The organism is Streptomyces sp. NPDC087420, from assembly GCF_044744165.1.
GTDB lineage: Bacteria > Actinomycetota > Actinomycetes > Streptomycetales > Streptomycetaceae > Streptomyces.
Genome location: NZ_JBIUXU010000006.1, coordinates 244,170 through 263,125, shown reverse-complemented (window position 1 = coordinate 263,125; position 18,956 = coordinate 244,170). Strand labels below are relative to the sequence as shown.

Annotated in this window: 17 protein-coding genes and 2 pseudogenes; 5 read left to right on the top strand and 14 right to left on the bottom strand. The window is 68.5% G+C overall.

Annotated elements, in window-relative coordinates; all coding sequences use genetic code 11:
• Positions 1–63: 63 nt before the first annotated feature.
• The 5 genes from ACIO1C_RS14505 to ACIO1C_RS14485 all read right to left on the bottom strand — a co-directional run bounded on the left by ACIO1C_RS14505 (position 64) and on the right by ACIO1C_RS14485 (position 7,132).
• On the bottom strand, positions 64–2,607 hold the full coding sequence (locus tag ACIO1C_RS14505; RefSeq protein WP_401862724.1) for a carbohydrate-binding protein: 2,544 nt from the start codon (positions 2,605–2,607) through the stop codon (positions 64–66).
• Between the two features lie 185 nt (positions 2,608–2,792).
• Positions 2,793–3,677 (bottom strand): carbohydrate ABC transporter permease, encoded by an 885-nt coding sequence (locus tag ACIO1C_RS14500; protein WP_401862721.1) that lies wholly within the window; start codon positions 3,675–3,677, stop codon positions 2,793–2,795.
• Positions 3,678–3,688: 11 nt separating this feature from the next.
• A complete protein-coding gene (locus tag ACIO1C_RS14495) occupies positions 3,689–4,633 on the bottom strand; it encodes a carbohydrate ABC transporter permease (RefSeq protein ID WP_401862718.1) in 945 nt (314 codons plus the stop codon).
• Between the two features lies 1 nt (position 4,634).
• Positions 4,635–5,993: an ABC transporter substrate-binding protein gene (locus tag ACIO1C_RS14490; RefSeq protein ID WP_401862716.1), complete on the bottom strand. Its 1,359-nt coding sequence runs from the start codon at positions 5,991–5,993 to the stop codon at positions 4,635–4,637.
• Positions 5,994–6,112: 119 nt separating this feature from the next.
• A complete protein-coding gene (locus ACIO1C_RS14485) occupies positions 6,113–7,132 on the bottom strand; it encodes a LacI family DNA-binding transcriptional regulator (RefSeq protein ID WP_401862713.1) in 1,020 nt (339 codons plus the stop codon).
• Positions 7,133–7,421: 289 nt separating this feature from the next.
• On the opposite strand from ACIO1C_RS14485, the gene ACIO1C_RS14480 reads away from it, so the two are divergent.
• Positions 7,422–8,282 carry a hypothetical protein gene (locus ACIO1C_RS14480; RefSeq protein ID WP_401862710.1) on the top strand — a complete coding sequence of 287 codons (861 nt, stop codon included), beginning with the start codon at positions 7,422–7,424 and terminating at the stop codon, positions 8,280–8,282.
• Between the two features lie 262 nt (positions 8,283–8,544).
• Here ACIO1C_RS14480 and ACIO1C_RS14475 read toward each other — a convergent pair whose 3' ends face one another.
• From ACIO1C_RS14475 to ACIO1C_RS14450, 6 genes are all read right to left on the bottom strand, one after another.
• Positions 8,545–8,703, bottom strand: a complete 159-nt coding sequence (locus ACIO1C_RS14475; RefSeq protein ID WP_401862707.1) for a hypothetical protein — start codon at positions 8,701–8,703, stop codon at positions 8,545–8,547.
• 199 nt (positions 8,704–8,902) lie between these two features.
• The gene (locus tag ACIO1C_RS14470) at positions 8,903–9,628 is read right to left on the bottom strand and encodes a GNAT family N-acetyltransferase (protein WP_401862706.1); all 726 of its coding nucleotides are present in this window, start codon (positions 9,626–9,628) and stop codon (positions 8,903–8,905) included.
• 258 nt (positions 9,629–9,886) lie between these two features.
• Positions 9,887–10,198: a hypothetical protein gene (locus ACIO1C_RS14465; RefSeq protein WP_401862703.1), complete on the bottom strand. Its 312-nt coding sequence runs from the start codon at positions 10,196–10,198 to the stop codon at positions 9,887–9,889.
• 415 nt (positions 10,199–10,613) lie between these two features.
• Positions 10,614–11,636: a hypothetical protein gene (locus tag ACIO1C_RS14460; protein WP_401862700.1), complete on the bottom strand. Its 1,023-nt coding sequence runs from the start codon at positions 11,634–11,636 to the stop codon at positions 10,614–10,616.
• Positions 11,637–12,281: 645 nt separating this feature from the next.
• Positions 12,282–12,743, bottom strand: coding sequence for a hypothetical protein (locus ACIO1C_RS14455; protein WP_401862698.1), 462 nt, complete (start codon positions 12,741–12,743; stop codon positions 12,282–12,284).
• Between the two features lie 427 nt (positions 12,744–13,170).
• Complete coding sequence (locus ACIO1C_RS14450; RefSeq protein ID WP_401862695.1) at positions 13,171–13,398, bottom strand: hypothetical protein; 228 nt, start codon at positions 13,396–13,398, stop codon at positions 13,171–13,173.
• Positions 13,399–13,626: 228 nt separating this feature from the next.
• On the opposite strand from ACIO1C_RS14450, the gene ACIO1C_RS14445 reads away from it, so the two are divergent.
• From ACIO1C_RS14445 to ACIO1C_RS14435, 3 genes and pseudogenes are all read left to right on the top strand, one after another.
• Positions 13,627–14,391: a hypothetical protein gene (locus tag ACIO1C_RS14445; protein WP_401862692.1), complete on the top strand. Its 765-nt coding sequence runs from the start codon at positions 13,627–13,629 to the stop codon at positions 14,389–14,391.
• A gap of 77 nt (positions 14,392–14,468) precedes the next feature.
• Positions 14,469–14,654: pseudogene (locus tag ACIO1C_RS14440) on the top strand (recombinase family protein); the annotation flags it as partial.
• Positions 14,655–14,754: 100 nt separating this feature from the next.
• Positions 14,755–14,937 (top strand): hypothetical protein, encoded by a 183-nt coding sequence (locus ACIO1C_RS14435; protein WP_401862689.1) that lies wholly within the window; start codon positions 14,755–14,757, stop codon positions 14,935–14,937.
• A 551-nt stretch (positions 14,938–15,488) separates the two neighbouring features.
• Here the strand turns inward: ACIO1C_RS14435 and ACIO1C_RS14430 are convergent.
• The 3 genes and pseudogenes from ACIO1C_RS14430 to ACIO1C_RS14420 form a co-directional block, all read right to left on the bottom strand.
• Entirely contained in the window at positions 15,489–15,722 is a 234-nt protein-coding gene (locus ACIO1C_RS14430; protein ID WP_401862687.1) for a hypothetical protein, read from the bottom strand.
• Between the two features lie 115 nt (positions 15,723–15,837).
• On the bottom strand, positions 15,838–17,076 hold the full coding sequence (locus tag ACIO1C_RS14425; protein ID WP_401863198.1) for a PP2C family protein-serine/threonine phosphatase: 1,239 nt from the start codon (positions 17,074–17,076) through the stop codon (positions 15,838–15,840).
• Positions 17,077–17,332: 256 nt separating this feature from the next.
• Positions 17,333–17,937, bottom strand: a pseudogene (locus ACIO1C_RS14420) (hemolysin III family protein).
• Here ACIO1C_RS14420 and ACIO1C_RS14415 point away from each other — a divergent pair.
• Entirely contained in the window at positions 17,883–18,344 is a 462-nt protein-coding gene (locus ACIO1C_RS14415; RefSeq protein WP_401863196.1) for an SUKH-4 family immunity protein, read from the top strand. The pseudogene ACIO1C_RS14420 and the gene ACIO1C_RS14415 sit on opposite strands and share 55 nt — an antisense overlap.
• Positions 18,345–18,956: the final 612 nt, after the last annotated feature.

The window sequence follows — 18,956 nt, the reverse complement described above, 5'->3', positions numbered from 1 at the left end:
GCGTGTCCGGTCGACCGCGGGCCCGGGCGGTCAGGAGGCAACCGGGCCCGCGGTCGGCCGTGGCTACCAGCCGGAGTTACCGGTTCCGCGCTGGATGGCGAATCCGCCGGTCATGTTCAGGGGCGCGCCGGCGGTGGAGGTGACCTTGGTGTTGGAGAAGCTTCCGCTGCCCGCGGCGTTGCCCTCGATGCCGTGGAGACCGGTCTGGTTGATGGTCAGGCCGTTCACGCGCAGGTCGGAGACCACCCGCTGCCAGCTGATGACGAGGCCGCTGTAGGTGGAGTCCTCGACCGTGTTGTTCGTCAGGACGACGGGCTGGGTGATGTCGTAGCGGTCGGCGTAGACCCACAGAGCGCCGAGCTTGCTGTTCCAGTTGACCTCCATGCTGCCGGTGCGGCGCAGGAGGTTGCCGGAGACGGTGGTGGTGCCGCTGAAGGGGTCGCCGAAGCGTGTGGAGACGGTGATGCCCGCGGCGGCCACGACGGTGTCGGAGATGAGGTTGTTCTCGACGCTGTTGCCGCTGCCGCCGTAGACGGCGGCGCCGTTGGCCAGGGTGGGGAGCTGGACGGTGTTGTTGCGGAAGGCGCTGTTGGTAACAGCCGCTCCGTCCGACCACATGGCCAGGGCGTCATCTCCGGTACCGCGGAGGCTGCTGTTGGAGATGACGGTGTTCCTTACCGCGCCGTGCAGGTTGACCCCGTCGGCGAAGGTGTTGCGGATGCGCAGGTCGCTGGCCTTCAGGCCGTCGGTGGGCGCGGAGATCCACAGGCCGACCTTGGTGTGCTGAATCCAGACGTTCTTGATCACCGATCCGGTGCCGAAGTCGCCCTCGACGCCGGCCTGGCCGGCCGCGTCGTCGCGGACGTTGTTCTGCCCGTCGATCATCAGGTTCTCGACGGTGCTGGTGCCGCCTTGGCCGAACAGTCCGCCCTTGAGGCCGGTGCCGCGCAGGACGGTGTACCAGACACCCGCGCCGCGCAGCTTCACGCCGCTGAGGTTGACGTGGTCGGAGATGTTGTAGGTGCCGGCGGGGAGGAACAGGCCCCTGCCCTGGCTCTTGGCCGTGTTCAGGGCGGTGTTCAGGGCGGCGGTGTCGTCCTGGTTGTCGTTGGGCGTGACACCCAGGGTGCCGGCGGAGACGTAACCGCTGGGCAGTGTGCCGGCCGCGCCGGTCTCTTCCGCCTCGATCAGGTCGATCGTGTAGGAGGCGGCGGTGTCTCCGGTGTCCTTCTGCAGCCGCAGGACTGTGCCCGCCGGCAGGGTGCGGCCGAAGGAGGCGCGGCTCTCGTCGAAGAAGCGGTGGGCCTGGCCCTCGCCCGGGTTGTTCGTGTACGGGTACGCGCCGTAGACCCAGGCGTAGCGGGAGGTCAGCTGGAGGTCGGGCAGGGCTGTGCCGTCCGCGTAGGCGCTCAGTGTGGCGTCGATGCCCCTGCCGTCGCCGCTGTTGGGCAGGGAGTAGCGCAGGTTGATGGCGTTGGCGGGCTTGGTGAGCTTGACCTCGACGTAGTCGCCGGCCTGGGTCAGGTTGACGGCCTTGCGGCCGGAGGCTTCCGAGGCGACGGTGAGGTAGGTGCGGTCGGGGCCGATGGACGAGCCCTTGAAGGTGCCGGACTCGGCCTCGTAGGTGGTGAAGGGCAAGGTGGCGCCCACGCCGCTGGGGGCCGGGGGGCCGGGGTCGGTGGGCGTGGTGGGGGTGTTCGCCTTGACGCTGTCGATGTTGACGTTGCCGCTGTCGTTGTTGGTGAAGGCCAGCGTGAGGGTGTTGGCGCCCTGGGTGAAGGTGACGGGCACGTCGATGGTCGCCCAGCTCGTCCAGCCGCTCGTGGCGGGGAGATTGACCCCCGAGGCGGTTCCGCCCGCCGTGAGGGTCAGCGTCTTGGCCGCGCCGTTGCCGTTGGCATAGCGGACGGTGACGGTTCCGGCACCGGCGTAGGCCGACTGCACGGTGGTGGTGAGGGACGCGCGGCCCCTGTTGGCGTCGGTCAGTCCGCCGACGTAGCCGGTGCCGGTGTAGCCGGCGTGCTCGTTCTCGACGATGGCGCCGCCCGCGAGGACGGCGCCCTCGGCCTCGGAGGAGCCCGGCTGCGTCGTGGTGTCGGGCGTGACGGCCGTGAGGCTGTCGACGTTGACGTTGCCGCTGTCGGCGGCGCCGAACTTCAGGGCGAGGGGGTTGGCTCCCTGGGTGAAGGCGACCGGCACGTCGATGGTCGCCCAGGTCGTCCAGCCGCTCGTCGCGGGCAGGGTGACCTGCTGGGAGGCGGTGCCGCGGACCAGGGTCAGTGTCTTGGCCGCGCCGTTGCCGTTGGCGTAGCGGATCTTCACCGACCCGTTGCCCGTATGCGTGGACTGCACGGTGTAGGCCGCGGTGGCGCCCCGGTTGGCGTCGGTGTAGCCGCCGACGTAACCGGTGCCGGTGTATCCCGAGTGCTCCGTCTCGACCCGGGCACCGCCCGTGAGGGTCGCGGTCTCGGCCTGAAGGAGGGCGGTGGCGGCGTGCGCCGGGAGGGGGGCGGCGATGCCGTAGGAGGCGGCGCCGGTGAGCGCGAGGAGGAGGGCCGCTGTCACGGCGGAGTTTCTGGGGCGCGGGTTGGCGTGGTGGATCGACACAGCGTTGTGTCCTTTCGGGGCAGGGGCGGCTCAGCCCTTGGGGGTGTACCGGCGGGGGCCGGCGGTGGGCGCCGCCGGGCAGGCGGAGGCCAGTCGGCGGTCGGGCGACCGGTGCGCGGGATTCGTGCGAGGAGGCGCCGGTCGGTCGGAGGGGATGTGCTTCTCGCCGGGCCGGGCGGGCTGGTTCAGCCCTTCAGGCTGCCCGCGGTCAGACCGGCGATGATGTGCCGCTGGAAGATCAGGAAGATGACCAGCAGGGGGACGGAGGCCATGACCATGCCGGCGAGGAGCTGGTTGGCGGGCATGAACTCGGCGAGACGGTTGAGGGCCACGGTGATGGGCTGGCGTGCAGGGTCGGGCAGGACCAGCAGGGGCCACAGGAAGTCCTTCCAGACCCCGACGACCGCGAAGATCGACACGACGGCCAGGACCGGCCGGGACAGCGGCAGGACGAGCGACCACAGGATCCGCACGGGGCCGGCGCCGTCCAGGCGGGCGGATTCCAACAGCTCGCCCGGGATCTGGTCGAAGAACCTCTTCAGGATGAAGATGTTGAAGGCGTTGGCGCAGGCCGGCAACCAGATCGCCCAGGGGGTATTGATCAGGTTGGCGTGGATGAGGGGAACGTCCGTGACCGTGAGGTAGGTCGGGACCAGGAGCGCCGAGACCGGCAGCATGAGCGTGGCCAGCATCATGCCCAGGACGACGTTGCCCAGTACCGGCCGCAGCCGGGACAGGGCGTAGGCGGCGGCGACGTCGACGATGACCTGGGTGAGCCAGGCGCCGACAGCGAGGAGCAGGGTGTTGAGGAAGTACTGGCCCAGGCCGACGTTGGTCCACGCCTCGCTGTAGGACTCCGGGTGCCAGCTCTGCGGCAGCAGCGTCGGGTTCGGGTCGGCGAGTTCCGCGGAGGACTTGAGGGCCCCGCTGGCCATCCAGTACAGCGGGAAGACGAACGCGAGGGTGAAGCCGACGACAGTCAGGACGAGGACGAACCGGTAGAGGAGCCGGCCCGCACGGCGGTTCATCTCAGTGGGGGCGATGAGGGTGCGTTCCGCAGGGGCGGACATGGTGGTTCCTTTCAGCCCTTGCTGCGGGTCAGCCGCAGGTAGACGGCGGCGAACAGGCCCAGGACGATGAAGAGCACGGTGCTCATCGCGCTGGCCATGCCGAAGTCGTTGTAGACGAACGCGTACCGGTACAGCAGCAGCAGGACGGTGACGGTGGCGTCGTTGGGGCCGCCGCCGGTGAGCACGTAGGGCTCGACGAACACCTGCATGGTGCCGATGATCTGCAACAGCAGGGTGATCATGAGGATGAACCGCGTCTGCGGGATGGTCACGTGCCACAGCCGCTGCCGGATGGAGGCGCCGTCGAGTTCGGCCGCCTCGTACAGTTCGCCCGGGATGGAGCCGAGGGCGGCGAGGTAGATCAGGGTGGTGGTGCCCATGTTCGCCCAGGTGGAGACCAGGACCAGGGAGACCATGGCGAGGTTCTCCGACTCCAGCCACTGCTGGGCCGGCAGGTGGAACATCTCCAAGACGTTGTTGAACAGGCCGGGGCCCGGGTCGTAGAACCAGCGCCACAGCAGCATGGTCACGATCGGTGGCAGCATTACCGGGAGGTAGACGGTCATCCGCAGGTAGGACCGGGCGTGCCGGAACTCGTTGAGGACGACCGCGGTGGCGAACGGGGCGACGAAGCCGAAGACGAGGGCGAGGAGCGTGAAGTAGCCGGTGTTCTTCCACGCGGTGGCGAACAGCGGGTCGTCGAAGAGGCGCTGGTAGTTCTCCCAGCCCACCCAGGTCGCCGGCCGGGCGAAGGTGACCTGCTGGAATCCCAGCAGGATGCCCCGCACGATCGGGTACCAGGAGAACAGGGCGAAGCAGATCAGCCCCGCGCCGAGGAACGCGTAGGCGGTGAGGTTCTCGCGGATGCGGCGCCGGAGCCTGCTGGGGTTGTCCACCGAGTACTTCTGCGGCTTGGCTGTGCGCTTGGGTGCCCTGGTCAGGGTCGGAGCCGCCATGTCACTTGACCGTAGCGAGGATGCCGTCGACCTTCTTGGCGGCATCCGCGAGCAGTTGGTCGATGTTCGAGTCCTTCTTGGTCAGTACCGCCTGCATCAGCCCGTCCAGGACGGTGTAGATCTGCTGGGCGTTCGGCGGCTCGACCTTCTGCTCCAGCTGGGCGTTGCGCTCGATGAAGGGCTTGTAGTTGCCCTGCGGGACGTTGGCGTACGTGCGGTGCGCGGCGTCCTGCTTGGCCGCGGCGCCACCGGTGAGGAGCCTGTCCAGCGGGAGGCCGATCGGGACGTCGTTGCTGGAGGCGCGCTTGTCCTCGAACTCGGTGCGGTCGGGGTTGAGATACTTCCACTGGAGCCACTCGATGCCGGCCTTGATCTTCTCCGGCGACGCCTTCGGATTGAACATGAAGCCGCTGCCGCCGCCCAGGGTGGCGTTGTCGTTCGGCATGCCGGCGACGCCGTAGTCCTCGTACTTGCGCTCGAACTGCTTGACGATGGTGGGGATGTTGTCCGGCCCGGCCATGTACATACCGAGCTTGCCGGCGCCCATCATCTTCTGCACGTCCTCGATCTGCAGGAGCTGACGCGTGCCCATGGTGTTGTCGGTCCAGCGCATGTCGTGCAGCATCTGGAGTGCCTTGCGGCCGGCGTCGCTGTTGAACGCGGCCTTCCAGCGGCCCTGCTCCTTGACGGCGATGTCGCCGCCCATGGAGTAGACCCAGGCGGTGTAGTGCCAGCCGCCCTGGTTGTTCTTGCTGTAGTCGGCGTAGCCGACGGTCCCGTCGCCCAGCGCCGAGATCTTCTTCGCGGCCGCCCGGACCTCGTCCCACGTGGTCGGCGGCTTGTCCGGGTCGAGGCCGGCCTTCTTGAACAGGGCGCGGTTGTACACCAGGCCGAGGGAGTACTGGCCGTTCGGCAGCCCGTACAGGCCGCCGTTGGGGCCGGTGAACACCTTCAGGTAGTCCTTCTTGATCTGGTCGTAGTACGGCATGTCCTTCACGTACTTGCTGATGTCGGCGCCCTGGCCGCGCTGTATCAGCCCCGAGGGGTCGGTGAAGTACACGTAGTAGACGTCCTCCAGCTGGCCACCGGCCAGTTTCGCGGAGAAGGTCTTGGGGTCCATCTGGCCCTCGCGGGCGTCGATCCTGATCTTGGGGTGCGCCTTCTCGAAAGCCTTGATGTCCTCCACGAAGTACTTGTGGTCCACAGGCTGCGTCTTGGGCGGCATGCCGTTCACCGTGATGGTGACGACGCCGTCTTTGCCGACTCCCGTGGTCTCGCTACTGCATGCGACGAGACCCGCGGAGAGGGCACAGGCGATGCCTGCGGCGATGAGCCGGCGGCGGCTCTGGATTCCAGCCATGAGAGGTCAGCCTTCCTGCGATACACCCGCGTCCGTGGGCCCCGTCGCCCACAGCTCCAGCGGACACGCAGAACGTAGAAGCCTGTCATGTAAGAAGTCAATGACTGTGCGCAAAACTTCTACTGGATTGCTCCGGCGGGCGGCCTGCCCGTGGAGCCGCGAAGGAGCAGCTGGGTCTGGAAAAGGGTCACGCCTGGGGCGATCTGCTGTCCTTGCATCTGTTGCGCGAGCGCCTCCACGGCCGCGTCCGCCATCCGCGCCACGGGCTGCTGACACGTGGTCAGCGGCGGGTCGACGGCCACCATGAACACCGAGTCGTCGAACCCCGTCACCGAGACATCACGGGGCACGTCCAGGCCCAGGCGGCGAACTCCACGAATCGCCCCCAGCGCCAGTTCGTCACTTCCGCAAACAATCGCGGTCGCCCCGTCCCGTACGAGCCTCACCGCGGCCGCAGCGCCCCCTTCCAGTGAGAACAGAGCGTGCCCGACCAGCGGCATCCAGTCCTGCGAGGGGACCTCGCGGGCCTTCCAGAAGGCCGCGAAGGCCGCGAGCTTGCGGGCGGACGGCACGTGCCCCGCCGGGCCGATCAGCAGCCCCACGCGCTGATGCCCCACCCAGGTCAGATGGGTGAGGGACTGGACGACGGCATCCGCGTCATCCGCACTGATCCGCACCGACCCCTCGTTCTCGTCGGCAGGGTTCACCAGCACCATCGGCACCTTGCGATCCCTCAGCGCCCTGCCCTGCTCCGGTCCGGCGTCGGCGTAGCTGGACCCGATGAAGACGATTCCGCCAATGTTCTGTTTCAGCAGCATCTTGATGTAGTTCGCCTCGGAAACCCCATCCGATGTGCGAGTGCACAGCACGGGTATGAGCCCCCGCTTGTTGAGGCGGCCGGCGATCGCCTCCGCGAAGGCGGGGAAGACCGGATTGCGCAGATCCGGCACCACCACGCCCACCAGCGGGCTCCGCTCGACCTCGGTCGCAGCGGGCCGCGGCAGACCCAGCACGTCCAGAGCCCTCAGCACCCGCTCCCGCGTCGCGGGGGCCACCGCCGGATTGCCGTTCAGCGCCCTACGGACCGTCCCCTCGCTGACGCCTGCGAACTCCGCGACATCGCTCAGCTTTTTCTTCATACGCGCACCGTACATTGAGAGCGCAAGAAATGATCAGAAAAATGCAAAGATTCTGCAATCGCAAGCCCGGACCGGAGGCGTCTCTCCGCACTCGACGATCTCCACCGCGAGGCCGCCGCCAGGCGGTCACCCCGGAGCAGCACCCGCACTGAAACGATCGGCAAGGCGGGGCCGACCACGCCCCGCCGCCTCCTGGGGATGCCGGGCTCTCACGGCACATGCGCGCACGGGCCCGCGTGGGATCACGGGAAACTTGGACCTCGTGGGACCAGTCACAGGACCGGGCGCAGTGGCCGAGGATGTGGTCGTACCCCCTGTCGGCCGGCTGGTGGTCCGCCGGGAGCTGTTCGACCGGCTGCGGGGTCCGGCTCAAGTCACCGTGGTGTCCGCGCCGCCCGGTAGCGGCACGAGTGTGTTGCTGCGGTCGTGGAGTGAGCGGGCCGCCCCGGCCGGGCGAGTGGCGTGGTCGGCGGTCGCGGGTGAGGAGCGGGACGGGCAGGGCTTCTGGCTGTCGGTCGTCGACGCGTCGCGGAGGACGGGGCCGGGCTCGGAGCTGGTGCAGGCGGTGTCGGCGGCCCCGGACTTGGACGGGTGGGCCCTGGTGGAGCGCCTGCTGAACGACCTGGCGCCGCTGGACGAGCGGGTATGGCTGGTTGTCGACAATGCGCACCAATGGGAGTCGGCGGTGCTGCGTCAGCTGGAGCTTCTTGTGCTGCGGGTTCCGCCGCTGCCGGCCTTCGTTCTGGCCTCCAGGCACGACGTGCCGCTGAGGCTGCCCCGGCTACGCCTTGAGGGTGGCCTCTGCGAAATCCGCGAAGGCGACCTGCGGTTCAGCTTGGCCGAGACACGGCAGCTGTTCACGACCGCCGGGCTGGATCTGCCGGAAGCGGCCATGCGTCTCTTGCACGAGCGCACGGAAGGGTGGGCGGCGGGTTTGCGGCTGGCGGCGCTGTCGCTGTCCGGCCGCCCGGACCCGGAGCGTTCCGCCCTGGATTTCTCCGGCAGCGAACGGACGGTCGCGGAGTATCTGCTGGCCGAGGTGCTGGGACGGCAGAACGAGCGGGTGCGGCGACTGCTGCTGCGTACCAGCGTGCTGGACCGGGTCAACGGGGAACTCGCCGACTGCTGGCCGGAGATGGCGGAGCCGTGAGCATGCTGCAGGATCTGGAGCGGCAGAACGCGTTCGTGTCGTCGCTCGACACGGCATACTCGTGGTTCCGGTACCACCAGATGTTCGTGGACCTCCTGCGACTGGAGCTACGCCGGACCACTCCTCAAGCCCGGCATCCTCCAGACCGCCGTCGACGCCGGCCAGGTCACCGCTGACGGCAACCTCGATGCCTTCGCCACCCTCACCGGGCTCCTGGACAGCTTCTCGCCCTACTTCGCCCTGACCAATTCCAACGCCTGACTCACGCGGAGTTGCAGTCGTCGCCGGGGTGGAGCCGACCCGTCGGATGGCGGCTCGATCCGGGTGACAACCCGGCCGCCAGCGAGCAGTACTTCGTGGTGGTGGAGGGCCGCACGGTGCTCTCGGCCCAGGCGGCCACCACCTCCTCCGGGGCGCTCATAACCTGCTGCCCTTCACCGCGGCCGCAGTATCCAGCCACGCGGTGAGCGCGGTCGTGGCGGCGGGGTCGGCCGAGGCGAGGGCGTCCAGGATGCCCTGGACGGTGTCGCTTCCTGCGCCTCAAGGAGTGGCGTGGTGTGGAGGAGAGGGGCGCGGATGAGGGCCCGCTCACCGGGATCTTCGGCGCAGACGGCAGAGGGTCAGCGGTGGGGGCGCCATCGGGTGAACACGCGCTCGTTCGGGCCCGCGTGGACCCCGAAGGGCAGGCCGATGGAATCGAGGGTGAAACCCTCGCCGGGGGCGAGGACTGTGTAACCGCACCGGGTGTAGAGGGGGCCCAGCTCGCGTTCGGTCGCGTACGAGCCGTACAGAAGAAAGTAGCCGAGTTGCTCATGAACCTGCCAGGCCATCCTGAGCAGGGCAGAGGCGATTCCCTGGCCGCGGGCGGCCTCGGCAACCGCCAGGCCGTGGATCTTGGCGACGGCCACGCCCAGAGTCAGGGCCCTCGGGGGGTCGTAGCCGCTGTCCAGTGCCTTGTTGATGATGCTCCCGGGGGCAGTGACGGACAGCACTCCGAGGACTTGGTCCTCGCCGTCGGCGGCAATCAAGGTCATGCTGATGCCGGACATCGACTCGGCCATGGACTGCGTGACGAACGAGCGGGCGGCGGCCTTGAAAAAGGCGTTGGTGGTGCCGCCCAGACCACCCAGGAGGATCGAAGCGGCCGTGCCGTCCTCGATGGCGGAGCGCAGGGCGGGGGTGAGGCGGACCCCGGCCATCCCCAGCAGAGCGTCAGCCGCATCCGTGTCCTGTGCTCGTGCGAGGCGGATGCGGGCACTCCCGGGGGTCGGCGGCCAGCCCTCGCGCAACCGGTCGGCGGACACCGGCGCGGGGCGCGCGCCCTTCTTCGTCGTGCGCTTGCCCATGGACAACCCCCTGGTGATCGAGTGCGGAGCATCGGTGGAGCGGCTGATAGCAAGAGAATCTTGTCCCTTTGCCGGGCGGCTCAGCGACCATCTCCGATCACAGCCATGATGAAGGCCTGCCGGCGCAGGCTCTGCGCCGGCGACAGGAAGGGCCGATTGCTGTGTCCGTACGTACCCGATCCTGCGGTGTGCGTGGTTCGGAACCTCCGGCGACAGCCCAGGATTTAGCTCGGGCAACGAACCACCGCGCGGAGACTGCTACTGGCAGTCCACCAAGTCGGACTTGAGGATGAACACCGCCTGGGGCCCGGAGTCGAGGTCGCCCGCGTACCACTCCCCGTTTTCCTGCTGGACGTCGAAACGGGTGTCCTCCGCGGTCGTTCCCTCGTAGTGCTCGTCGTCGGGCCAGCTGAAGTATTTGGTGCCCTCAGGTGCCGTGCAGGACGCGGGGAGGTCTTGGGAGTGGTGGGTTGCGGTGCGCGGGGCCGCGGTTGCGGCCGTCGTGCCAGCGAGCGTGAACGCGGCGGTGGCGGAAATGAGTGCCGCCAGGACGCGGGGTGTACGGGACAACGCCGTCTCCTTCTGGAACAGGTTCTGCCGACGTGCGCCGACAGGCAGAGCGATAGCCACATGAGCGGCACACACCCAGACCCATCCCATCGCTGAGAACCCATCACCGCCAGGAGAAAAACGTCCGAGCAGCCACTGACTCGGCGGACAGGAGTTCGATCCGCCCTGGCTCCGGAGAGATGTTCACGCCCGAAGTCGTCTCAGGAAACGGTCAGTCAGGGATGTTGAAGCACCAGGGTGCGGGCCCGGAGCGTGGCGTCGGCACCTGGTCGCCGCCGGTCAGGGCGGCGAAGTCGGTGTCGGGTAGCACGAGAGATTTCAGTGCCCAGGTCTGTGACCTGCGCACTGAAATGTTTCGTGCGATGTCGCACGGCGTCTCGGGTGCACCAGATACTTCAGTGCCCGGTGGACGAGGTCAGCGTTTTACGCGGTTGCGGACGGCCAGGACGGCGAGCGCCAGGAGGAGGGGCTCGGTCAGGCGGGAGGTCATCTCGATGTAGGTGCCGGCGGTGGTCAGGTCCTGGCCGGAGGAGCGGAAGACGACCGAGTTGAGGGTGACGTTCAGGGCCTTTTCGAAGCGCTTGCCGGCGAGCCGGTTCCCGGTGGGGTTGGCCGGATCGTCCTTGTCGATCTCGAAGGTCACCCGCCCGCCGCCAGCGGGTATGGTGCCGTTCGCTTCCTGCTTCGGATCGTCCTTGGGCAGTCCGAAGCCCATCAGTAGCACGATGGTGACGAGCAGGGCGGCGGCGAGCCAGCCCAACGCCCGGGAGGCGCGCAAACCGTAGCCGGACAGCAGCCAGTAGCCGTGCAGCAGTCCGCGTTCGGCACGGGTGGTGCCGGTGCGGTCGTGGCGCCGCATCTCCATCTCGCCGTAGTAGAAGTCCGCGGCGCCGGGTTCGTTCTTGCTGTCCTCGAACGATTTGCGCAGCGCCCGGTACACCGGGGCGAGCTGCGCCGGCCCGACGTGCCCGGCGCCAACCCCGCCCGCGTTCCAGCCCGGTACGGCAGTCGTCCGGCTCGCGCGCCAGTGGTGTTCCTCGGCGAGCGTGCGGCGCGGGGTGAACCGCACGAGGTGCCCGTCGCGGGGAGGGACGGTGTCGAAGGAGCAGGTGCCTTCCAGGCGGATCTGGTCGAGGTGCACGGTCCCGGTGAACACGCATTCCTCAAGTCCGACGTCGGCCAGGACCAGGTGGGCCGCGTCCACGCCGCGCAGCGAGGCGATGCGTACAGCGGCGTCGGACCCGCCTAAAACTGGATCCTCTGCCACCTGCCGGCCGTCGGAGAGCACAAACGGATCGGGCTCTGCCGCGATGGTGAGGGGGTATTCGAAGACCGCGTGGGCGAAGTCCACCGTGGTGTGGCGCAGGCGCAGCTCGGCCGTCGAGGACCAGCGGGTCCGCCGGCACTCCAGGCGGCGCGTGGCAAACGCAAGGGTCACCGGGCCGCCGAACACCGCCTCCGACAACAAGACCCGCCCGGCACATGCCAACGGCCCCAGGCTTAGGGCCTTCCCGAAGGTCGCCGACGTGAACCCGGCGTTGCCCGTGAAGGTTGCCGACTCAAACGTGGCGTCACCAAGGCGTCGGTCCCCGGTGGCAGGGTCGTAGAGGACAGCGAGAAGGGCGCCAAGGAGAGGTTCAGTGATGGTGGTGCCGCGGTGGTCGACATCGGCGCCGGGGGACAGGCTGGCCAGATAGGCGTTGCGGGCGGCAGCATCCAGGTGGGCGAGGCACTCGGAGTAGCCCGAGACGTGGATACCCCGGCAACCGACCGGGTCCTGCGGAGTGGCGCCGTGGCCGCAGTGCGGCCAAGCAGGCGGAGTTGGGGACGGCGTAGGACTCAGGTTCGGCATGCCTGAAGGACGACCGGCACGGGCCGATGGTTGCCCAATCCTCTCCACGCCCGGGGCCGCGCTGCGGAACTGAAGGACACACTGAAATGAATCGTGCGCTACTGAAAAATTCGGCGCTGTCCGACAGTCGGGGTGGGCCTGCTCGACGGCTTCGGGATACGCCTCGTGCTTGGAAAACGCCGGACGCCCCGCTCCTCCTGGCCGTGGAGGGCGGGGCACTGGCACGGCAGGTCAGGTCTGGCACTGGGACGTTGCGGCGCTGGACCAGTTGCTCCAGGCGCCTCCCGCCGGCCGGACGTGGACGCGGATCGTGATCTTCGCGTTGACGACGAAGCAGACGCGGGTGGAGCTGGCGATTTCGATGGGGCCGACGGTCGAGCGGCGCTGGACGAGGGTGCGACCGCTGCCCATCTTGGTCCAGTCGTCGCCGTCGCCGGCGACGTGGAGGAAGGCTTCGTATTCGACGGTGGCGGCGTGGGCACGCGTGTTGTTGATGACGGTGTGGGCCTTGATGTCGCGGAAGAAGATCTTTCCTTCCTTGAACCTCTCGGCGCTGATGCAGCCGTTGGCGGAGATGCTCTGGGTGGAGACGGAGCCGCCGCAGGCGACGGCGGCGGCATGGGCGTCGGCGGTGGGCAGGAGGACGACGAGGGCGGTGGCGGCGGTGAGGGCTGCTGTCTGTCGCAGGCGCACGGAGTGTCCTTGTCTGTGGGGGTTCTGAGGCTATCCAGGAACGGGTGGGAACGCGTTGTTTCCGCGAACGTGTCCTCGGGCCCACAGCAGCGCACCGCGCTCTCGCCTGCACCGTCGCCCAGTACGACGCCTCCCGTTCCCACCGCCTCATGAACGTGCCCCGGCCTTGGCCCTCGGCCTCTGCCTGATCGGGGGCCACGTCGGCCGCCGGCCGGGGCCGCCGCTGGCCGGTCGCCGCGGCTGCGGCTGCGGCTCCGGTGCGTGGCGCCGGCACCTGCTCGCCGCCGAGGGCCCAGACGCCCCCGGTCGCTCGGTGAACATCGCATATGCGGATGGTCTAGTCCAAACACCGCGTGACCTGGCCCTGTTCTCGTATAGCTACGGCCAGGTGGCGTGTAGCGCAGAGTAATGCTCTAGACCGCCGACCTCACGCGCCGGCAGGCGTACGGGTCGGCGTCTGCCCGTACAGGATCTTCTCGGCCGCGACCTGCTCGTCCACCCACACCTTTCCCTGGCCGTGACAGTCCTCGCACGTCTCCCAGCGGAGGTCGGGCATATCGGTGGCTTCGTCGAGCATGCCGTGGAGGACCTGCACGGAGCCGTCTCCGTCGCACTCGTCGCACTGGAACTCGTACTCGCCCTCAACCAACGCCATGACGCGCCCCCCTGACCAGCAACGGATGTGAGGGCTGTGATCCTATGCGCCCGACCCCGCCCTGAGCATCACTCTGCGCTACACGCCACCCGGCCGTAGCTATACGAGAACAGGGCCTCGCCCCTTGGGGACCACCGGGGCAGCCGTTGGCACCAACGGCTGCTTCGCGCCGACTGCCGATCGCGGTAAATCGGGGCTATACCCCCGGCTGGCGGCCATGATGACGGAATGCAGATTCAGCGCGCACTCCAGTACGCCCGGTGTGCCGCCGTCCTCGACAGCGATCCGGACGTGCCCAGCGAAGGCACGTACGACCAGGCCCTCACCAACGGCCTCGCGGCGATCGTCGCCCACGAGTGGCCGGGCGAGGAGGCCAACGCCAAGGGCCGAATGCACGCCGCGAACACCTTGCTCGATGTCATTGAGCAGCACGCGGTCGCACAGCCGGACGGCTCGCGCCTCATACCGTGGGTGAGATTCGACGGTTCCCCCGCCGGAACCCGTGTCGACGTGGCCGCGCTCCGCCACGGCGTAACCGAGACCCAGGGTGTACGCCACGCCCGAGGCACAGGAACCCTCGAACGTGCCCACGTCGATGCGCTCGTCGCCCTGGACGATCATCCCGCACTCCGTCGGATCGGCGAAGTGACGAGTGATGGCCAGTGGGTCAACGCGAAGATCGCCGATTCCTACGAGCAGCAGCGCGCCGAGGAGTACCTCATATTCATCGGCGATGAGGAAGCCGACGAGCGGGCTGAACGCGCACCCGATCGCCTTGAGCCGTACCACCCCAGGCACAACCCGGACAGGAATGGTACCGAGCTGGGCTACTGCCCGGTGTGTCACCGCGAAGCCTTCAAGCTTGACACCCCCGACGAGGAATACGGCATGAGCATCGGCGCATGTCTCGTGTGCTCGTACACACGCTCCCCCCAAGTGTCCTACTACCTGACGCTGACCGCCGAGATGGAGGCCACCTTCCCCACCGACTGAACCCGCCCGACAGCCGGTTTCCTACCGGCGGGTTACTTGTTCCCCGGTGTCTGGGCTAGGACTTCGGGGCCGACTACCTGCGCGAGGGCGACACCCTCGTCGTCCCGTCGCTGGACCGGCTCGGCCGCTCCATCCAGGACCTCATCGCGATCGGGTCCGGCCTGTGCAAGCGCCGCGTCGGCTTCACCTCGCTGCACGAGGCGCTCGACACCACCACTCCCGGCGGCCGGCTCGTCTTCCACGTCTTCGCTGCACTGGCGGAGTTCATCCGCGAACTCATCGTGCAGGGCACCAACGAGGGCCTGGGCGCCGCCCGCGCGCGGCGCCCGGCTCGGCCGCCCGCCGGTGATGACCGAGGAGCAGGTGCGTCACGCCCGCGACCTACTCGCCCGCCCGGAGAACACCGTCACCTCGATCGCGAAGCTCCTCGGCATCTCCCGCAACACCATCTACAACTACGTGCCCGAACTCAAGGGTGGTCGCCTCGCACTCGCTGGGGCGACGAGCACGCCGGAACTGCCCCAACCCGGCAGGTCAGAGGACTGATCACCGCCGTTTGCGGCTGGTGACAGCGTTCTTACCGGCACCCTAACTTCCTGCCGCGCAGGGACGTTAAACAACAAGCTGAGCCGAGACGGAAGCCGGACAGCGCCCGGGATGGAGATTTCTCCCCCTGGGCGCTGTCCGTTCGGGGCTGAATGTTGCAAGTAGCGAACCCGGCTAAGGAACGATGCACCGGTGGAGTCGACCGTGCCCGCTCACCTTCGGCGGCGTCGGCGCGCACGTACGGGCCACCTCGGCTTGGGCCGGCCCGTGGGGTACTGGCGGGAGCGGCGCCGGTCCGGCTTCGGCGGCGGATACAGCGCCGCGCACAGCCGGGACGCTTCGGCAAGCTGCTCCAAGCGCTCACGTCGCTGTGGCGAGAGGTACAGGGGAATCGGGGCAACCATCGAAGCCTCCGCGCTCGAGGAAAGTCGGCCTCCCGCACTCTCCATCCTCTCCATCCTCTCCGTCGGCCCCACGACGGAGCCACCAGGCACGTCCCGACCGCTGGCGCAGCGACTTCGTCGTCCGTCCCGCCTGACGGCCGCAGCGGATCACGGTTGAAGGCCCTGACCGGGGCCTTGGCCCGGCTGCTGGTGCTGCTGCTCGTGCTCCTGGCGGCGACGGTCGACCGGTTTGGCCGGGCCGGCGGCCGGGTGCGACACCTCCCGGTCCTCAAGGGCGCGGCGGCGGGCCTCGGCCGCGCGGGTGATGGCAGCGAGCCGGTCCAGGTGCTCCGGAGTGCGCAGCCACGTCGCCGGATCGGTCGTACGACCCTCCAGCGTCACGTCGGCCCACTTCCGATGCGAGGCGCGCGCGGTCGCCCCACACGTCTTGGAGCTGTCCCGGACGACCGGGATGCCGTGCAGTCGGGGCGGTTCTGCATCAGGTGGCTCGCCCGAGTCATTGCCCGGGGGCGGACCATCCCCTCCTTGACGGTTGTGAGGCGTCGGTGAGGTCGGCGCCGGTGGCGGCGTCCCGCTGGAGGTGGCCGGTGCCGTGCCAGTCCAGGCACATGACCGTCGCGTCGTCTTCCAGGTGACCCTGGCTGGCGCCGACGATCGCCCCGATGAGAGCCCGAGCGGCTTCACGGGGATGGAGCGCGCGTGTACCGACGATCAGGTCGGACAGGTCCAGGTTCGTGGCGTTGCGTTCGAGCATGCCGTCGGTCAGCATCACCAGCCGATCTCCCGGCCGCAGGTCGAGGGACTGCACCCGGTAGGTGTGCGGATACCGGACGCCGAAGGGCAGATCGACCTTCGGAACGATCTGCCGCACCTGGCCGTCGCGCATCAGCAGCGGCCAGGGGTGCCCGGCGTTGATGAACTCCGTTCCGCCGTCGAGCAGGCTGATCCGCAGCAGCTGGCCGGTGACATAGCCCTCGCGTCCGTGCTCCCGCATCGCCTGGTCGGCTTCGTCGGCCTGCTCCAGGAGGCTCGCGCCGGCCCGCCTCGCCCGGCGCAGGGCACCCACCACGAGGGTGGCCAGCAGCGCCGCCTGGACGTCATGACCCATGGCATCGGTGACGGACAGTTGGACGGCGTCCCGGTCGATCACGTAGTCGAAGGTGTCACCCCCGACATGGTCGGCGGGCTCCAGCGCCCCGGCGACCGCGAACTGCGCCGCCTCGCACGCCAGCGACGCCGGGAGCAGCCGGTGCTGGATCTCCGCAGCCAGGCTCAGCGGGCTGGTGCGCCGTCCCCACTGGTAGACGTCGGTGAAGGACCGGTTCGCGATGACGATGTACGCCAGCGCGTGCGCACTCTCACCGATCTCCCGCATCACCTGCTCATCCGGCGCCGCGGGCAGGAACAGCTCCAGGAGCCCGATGGCGTCGCCGCGGTTGGTCACCGGGGCGACGACCCGCACCAGCGCCCCGTGCCGGCTGTCCTCGACGGCCGGCTTCTGGGTGCGGATCACGTCGTCGTACACGGTGCCCCGCAGTGTGATGCGCCGGGCCGGCTCACCGGTCTCGACACTGCCCGCCGCCCCCAGCCGTACGACCGAACTGCCGGTGAAATCGGTGATCAGAAAGGACACCGACCTGGCCCCGAGCTGCTCCTTGAGTATCCGCGCGACCACGTCGAGCGACTCCACGGGGGCTGCGGCTTCTGCCGCCTCCAGGACTCCGGCCAGTGAGATCGCCGTGCGGTGGTTCCCGTTCCCGGAAAGGCGGGAGGCTCCTGCGCCGTTCCCGTCCGGCCCCGCTGCTGTCACGACGACTCCCCACTGATCCATGGCACTCAAGGCTTCACACGCTGGTGCCCGGCCCGGTACCAAACATCATGGTGCACCACGCATCCGGGCCCTACGACCACTCGGCCCGCCCGCTCTCTCGGACCGGGTGCGGTCAGAGCTGACTTCTGGCGCCCGGCGCTTCAAGAGGCGCGGGCGCCGGTCAGGTGGCGGCCAGGACGATGGCCGTGTAGTACGCGGCGAAGGCGGCGAGTGTGAAGGCGTGGAAGACTTCGTGGAACCCGAACCAGCGCGGCCAGGGGTCGGGGCGCTGCAGGCCGTAGGCGACAGCGCCCGCGGTGTAGAGCAGGCCACCGGCGATGACGAGAACGGCGACCGCAATGCCGCCAGTGCGTGCGAAGCCGGGCAGGTAGAACACCGCTGCCCAGCCCAGGGCGATGTATCGCAGGGTGTACAGCCAGCGCGGCGCCCCAATCCACCAGATCCGGAACGCGACACCGGCCGCGGCCCCGGTCCACACCAGAGACAGCAGCACCACCCGCTGGCGGCCGTTCAGCAGGAGCACCGCCAGAGGCGTGTAGTTCTGGCGATGATGAGGAAAGTGTTCGCGTGGTCCAGCCGGCGCAGGACCGCCTCCCCCCGCGGGCCCCAACTGCTTCGGTGATAGACCGCGCTCGTGCCGAACAGCAGCAGCGCCGAGGCCGCGTACGGGTGTCGTCTACTTCCCCCGATACAGCACCCCAACCAACCAGCTGGACGACCGCACCGCCCTCGTGCTGAGCAGCATCGGCCTCCCGGACACGGAATGGTTCATGTCCAAGGCCAGCCTGCGCGCCGACGACTCCATCAACCTCACCCAGTGGTACGGCGACAAGGGAACGGTGCCCAAGGAGTGCGCCGACTGGCTGGTCCTCGGCATGTTCGCCGACACCACGCTCGCACTCGCCCCGGACACCGGCACGGTCTACGCCCTCGGCGACGGCGAGACCGAGCTCCTCTACACGCCGATCCACCGTGACGTCGAATCGCTCGTCTACGCCCTGACCAAGTTCCAGATCCTTCAACAGGAACTGGAGGACCACGACGACGCGGACGCGGAAGACCGGATCGACACACTCCGCGCGGAGATCACCGAGTTCGATCCCCTGCCGTTTGAGGACGAGAACTCACAGTGGCACGTGACCTTCGAGGAAGTCATCGACGGCATCTGGTAACTGTTCGCTGACGGGAGCCGAGTCGAGCTCAATCCTCACGCACCCGGTGCTCCGCCGGCAGGCCGGAGCAGGGCCTAAATGGTTCCCGTCGCCCGGTCCCTCGAAATGGCCACGGCTACAGGGCAGTCAAGCCCCGCCGCAGCGCCGCCACCTGACGCACTTGCCCACCTGGGCATGAGCTCCTGTCACGACCACGACGCCCGCGCCAATCACCAGGAGAAGCGACTTCTCAGTCGCATCAGCCCGGGCCACGCCGTTCCGGGTCCGTGGGGGCTCCATCCCTTCAGATATGGTTCAAGCTCCTCCGTCGTGGGTTCACGTGTAGGAGGCATACCTGGGAGTCCAGCCAGAGGGTCTATCGACCGTGCGTATTCTCTTGCCCACTCCAACCAACGTCGCGCTGAGTCCAGTGCCGACTCGTCCGCGGTGGCCTGCAGTTCTCGGATACGGCGTTCCAGCGCCGTGCAATACGCGCTGAGAGCAGCTGCTTCTTGCCAGCCTCTCATTTCTTCATGCAGCGCCTGGGAAAGTTGCTCGCGAACAGCTTGTTCCTTCGCCACGTCCAAGGCCGTCTGCCAACGAGCCACGCGTTCTGCCCTGGCTCGCTGTTCG

Excerpts from the sequence above, each read along its gene's own strand:
- ACIO1C_RS14445 (WP_401862692.1), top strand. The coding sequence starts at position 13,627 with ATGCAGATTCAGCGCGCACTCCAGTACGCCCGGTGTGCCGCCGTCCTC.
- ACIO1C_RS14485 (WP_401862713.1), bottom strand. The coding sequence starts at position 7,132 with ATGAAGAAAAAGCTGAGCGATGTCGCGGAGTTCGCAGGCGTCAGCGAG.
- ACIO1C_RS14450 (WP_401862695.1), bottom strand. The coding sequence starts at position 13,398 with ATGGCGTTGGTTGAGGGCGAGTACGAGTTCCAGTGCGACGAGTGCGAC.
- ACIO1C_RS14495 (WP_401862718.1), bottom strand. The coding sequence starts at position 4,633 with ATGGCGGCTCCGACCCTGACCAGGGCACCCAAGCGCACAGCCAAGCCG.
- ACIO1C_RS14490 (WP_401862716.1), bottom strand. The coding sequence starts at position 5,993 with ATGGCTGGAATCCAGAGCCGCCGCCGGCTCATCGCCGCAGGCATCGCC.
- ACIO1C_RS14500 (WP_401862721.1), bottom strand. The coding sequence starts at position 3,677 with ATGTCCGCCCCTGCGGAACGCACCCTCATCGCCCCCACTGAGATGAAC.
- ACIO1C_RS14475 (WP_401862707.1), bottom strand. The coding sequence starts at position 8,703 with ATGAGCGCCCCGGAGGAGGTGGTGGCCGCCTGGGCCGAGAGCACCGTG.
- ACIO1C_RS14470 (WP_401862706.1), bottom strand. The coding sequence starts at position 9,628 with ATGGGCAAGCGCACGACGAAGAAGGGCGCGCGCCCCGCGCCGGTGTCC.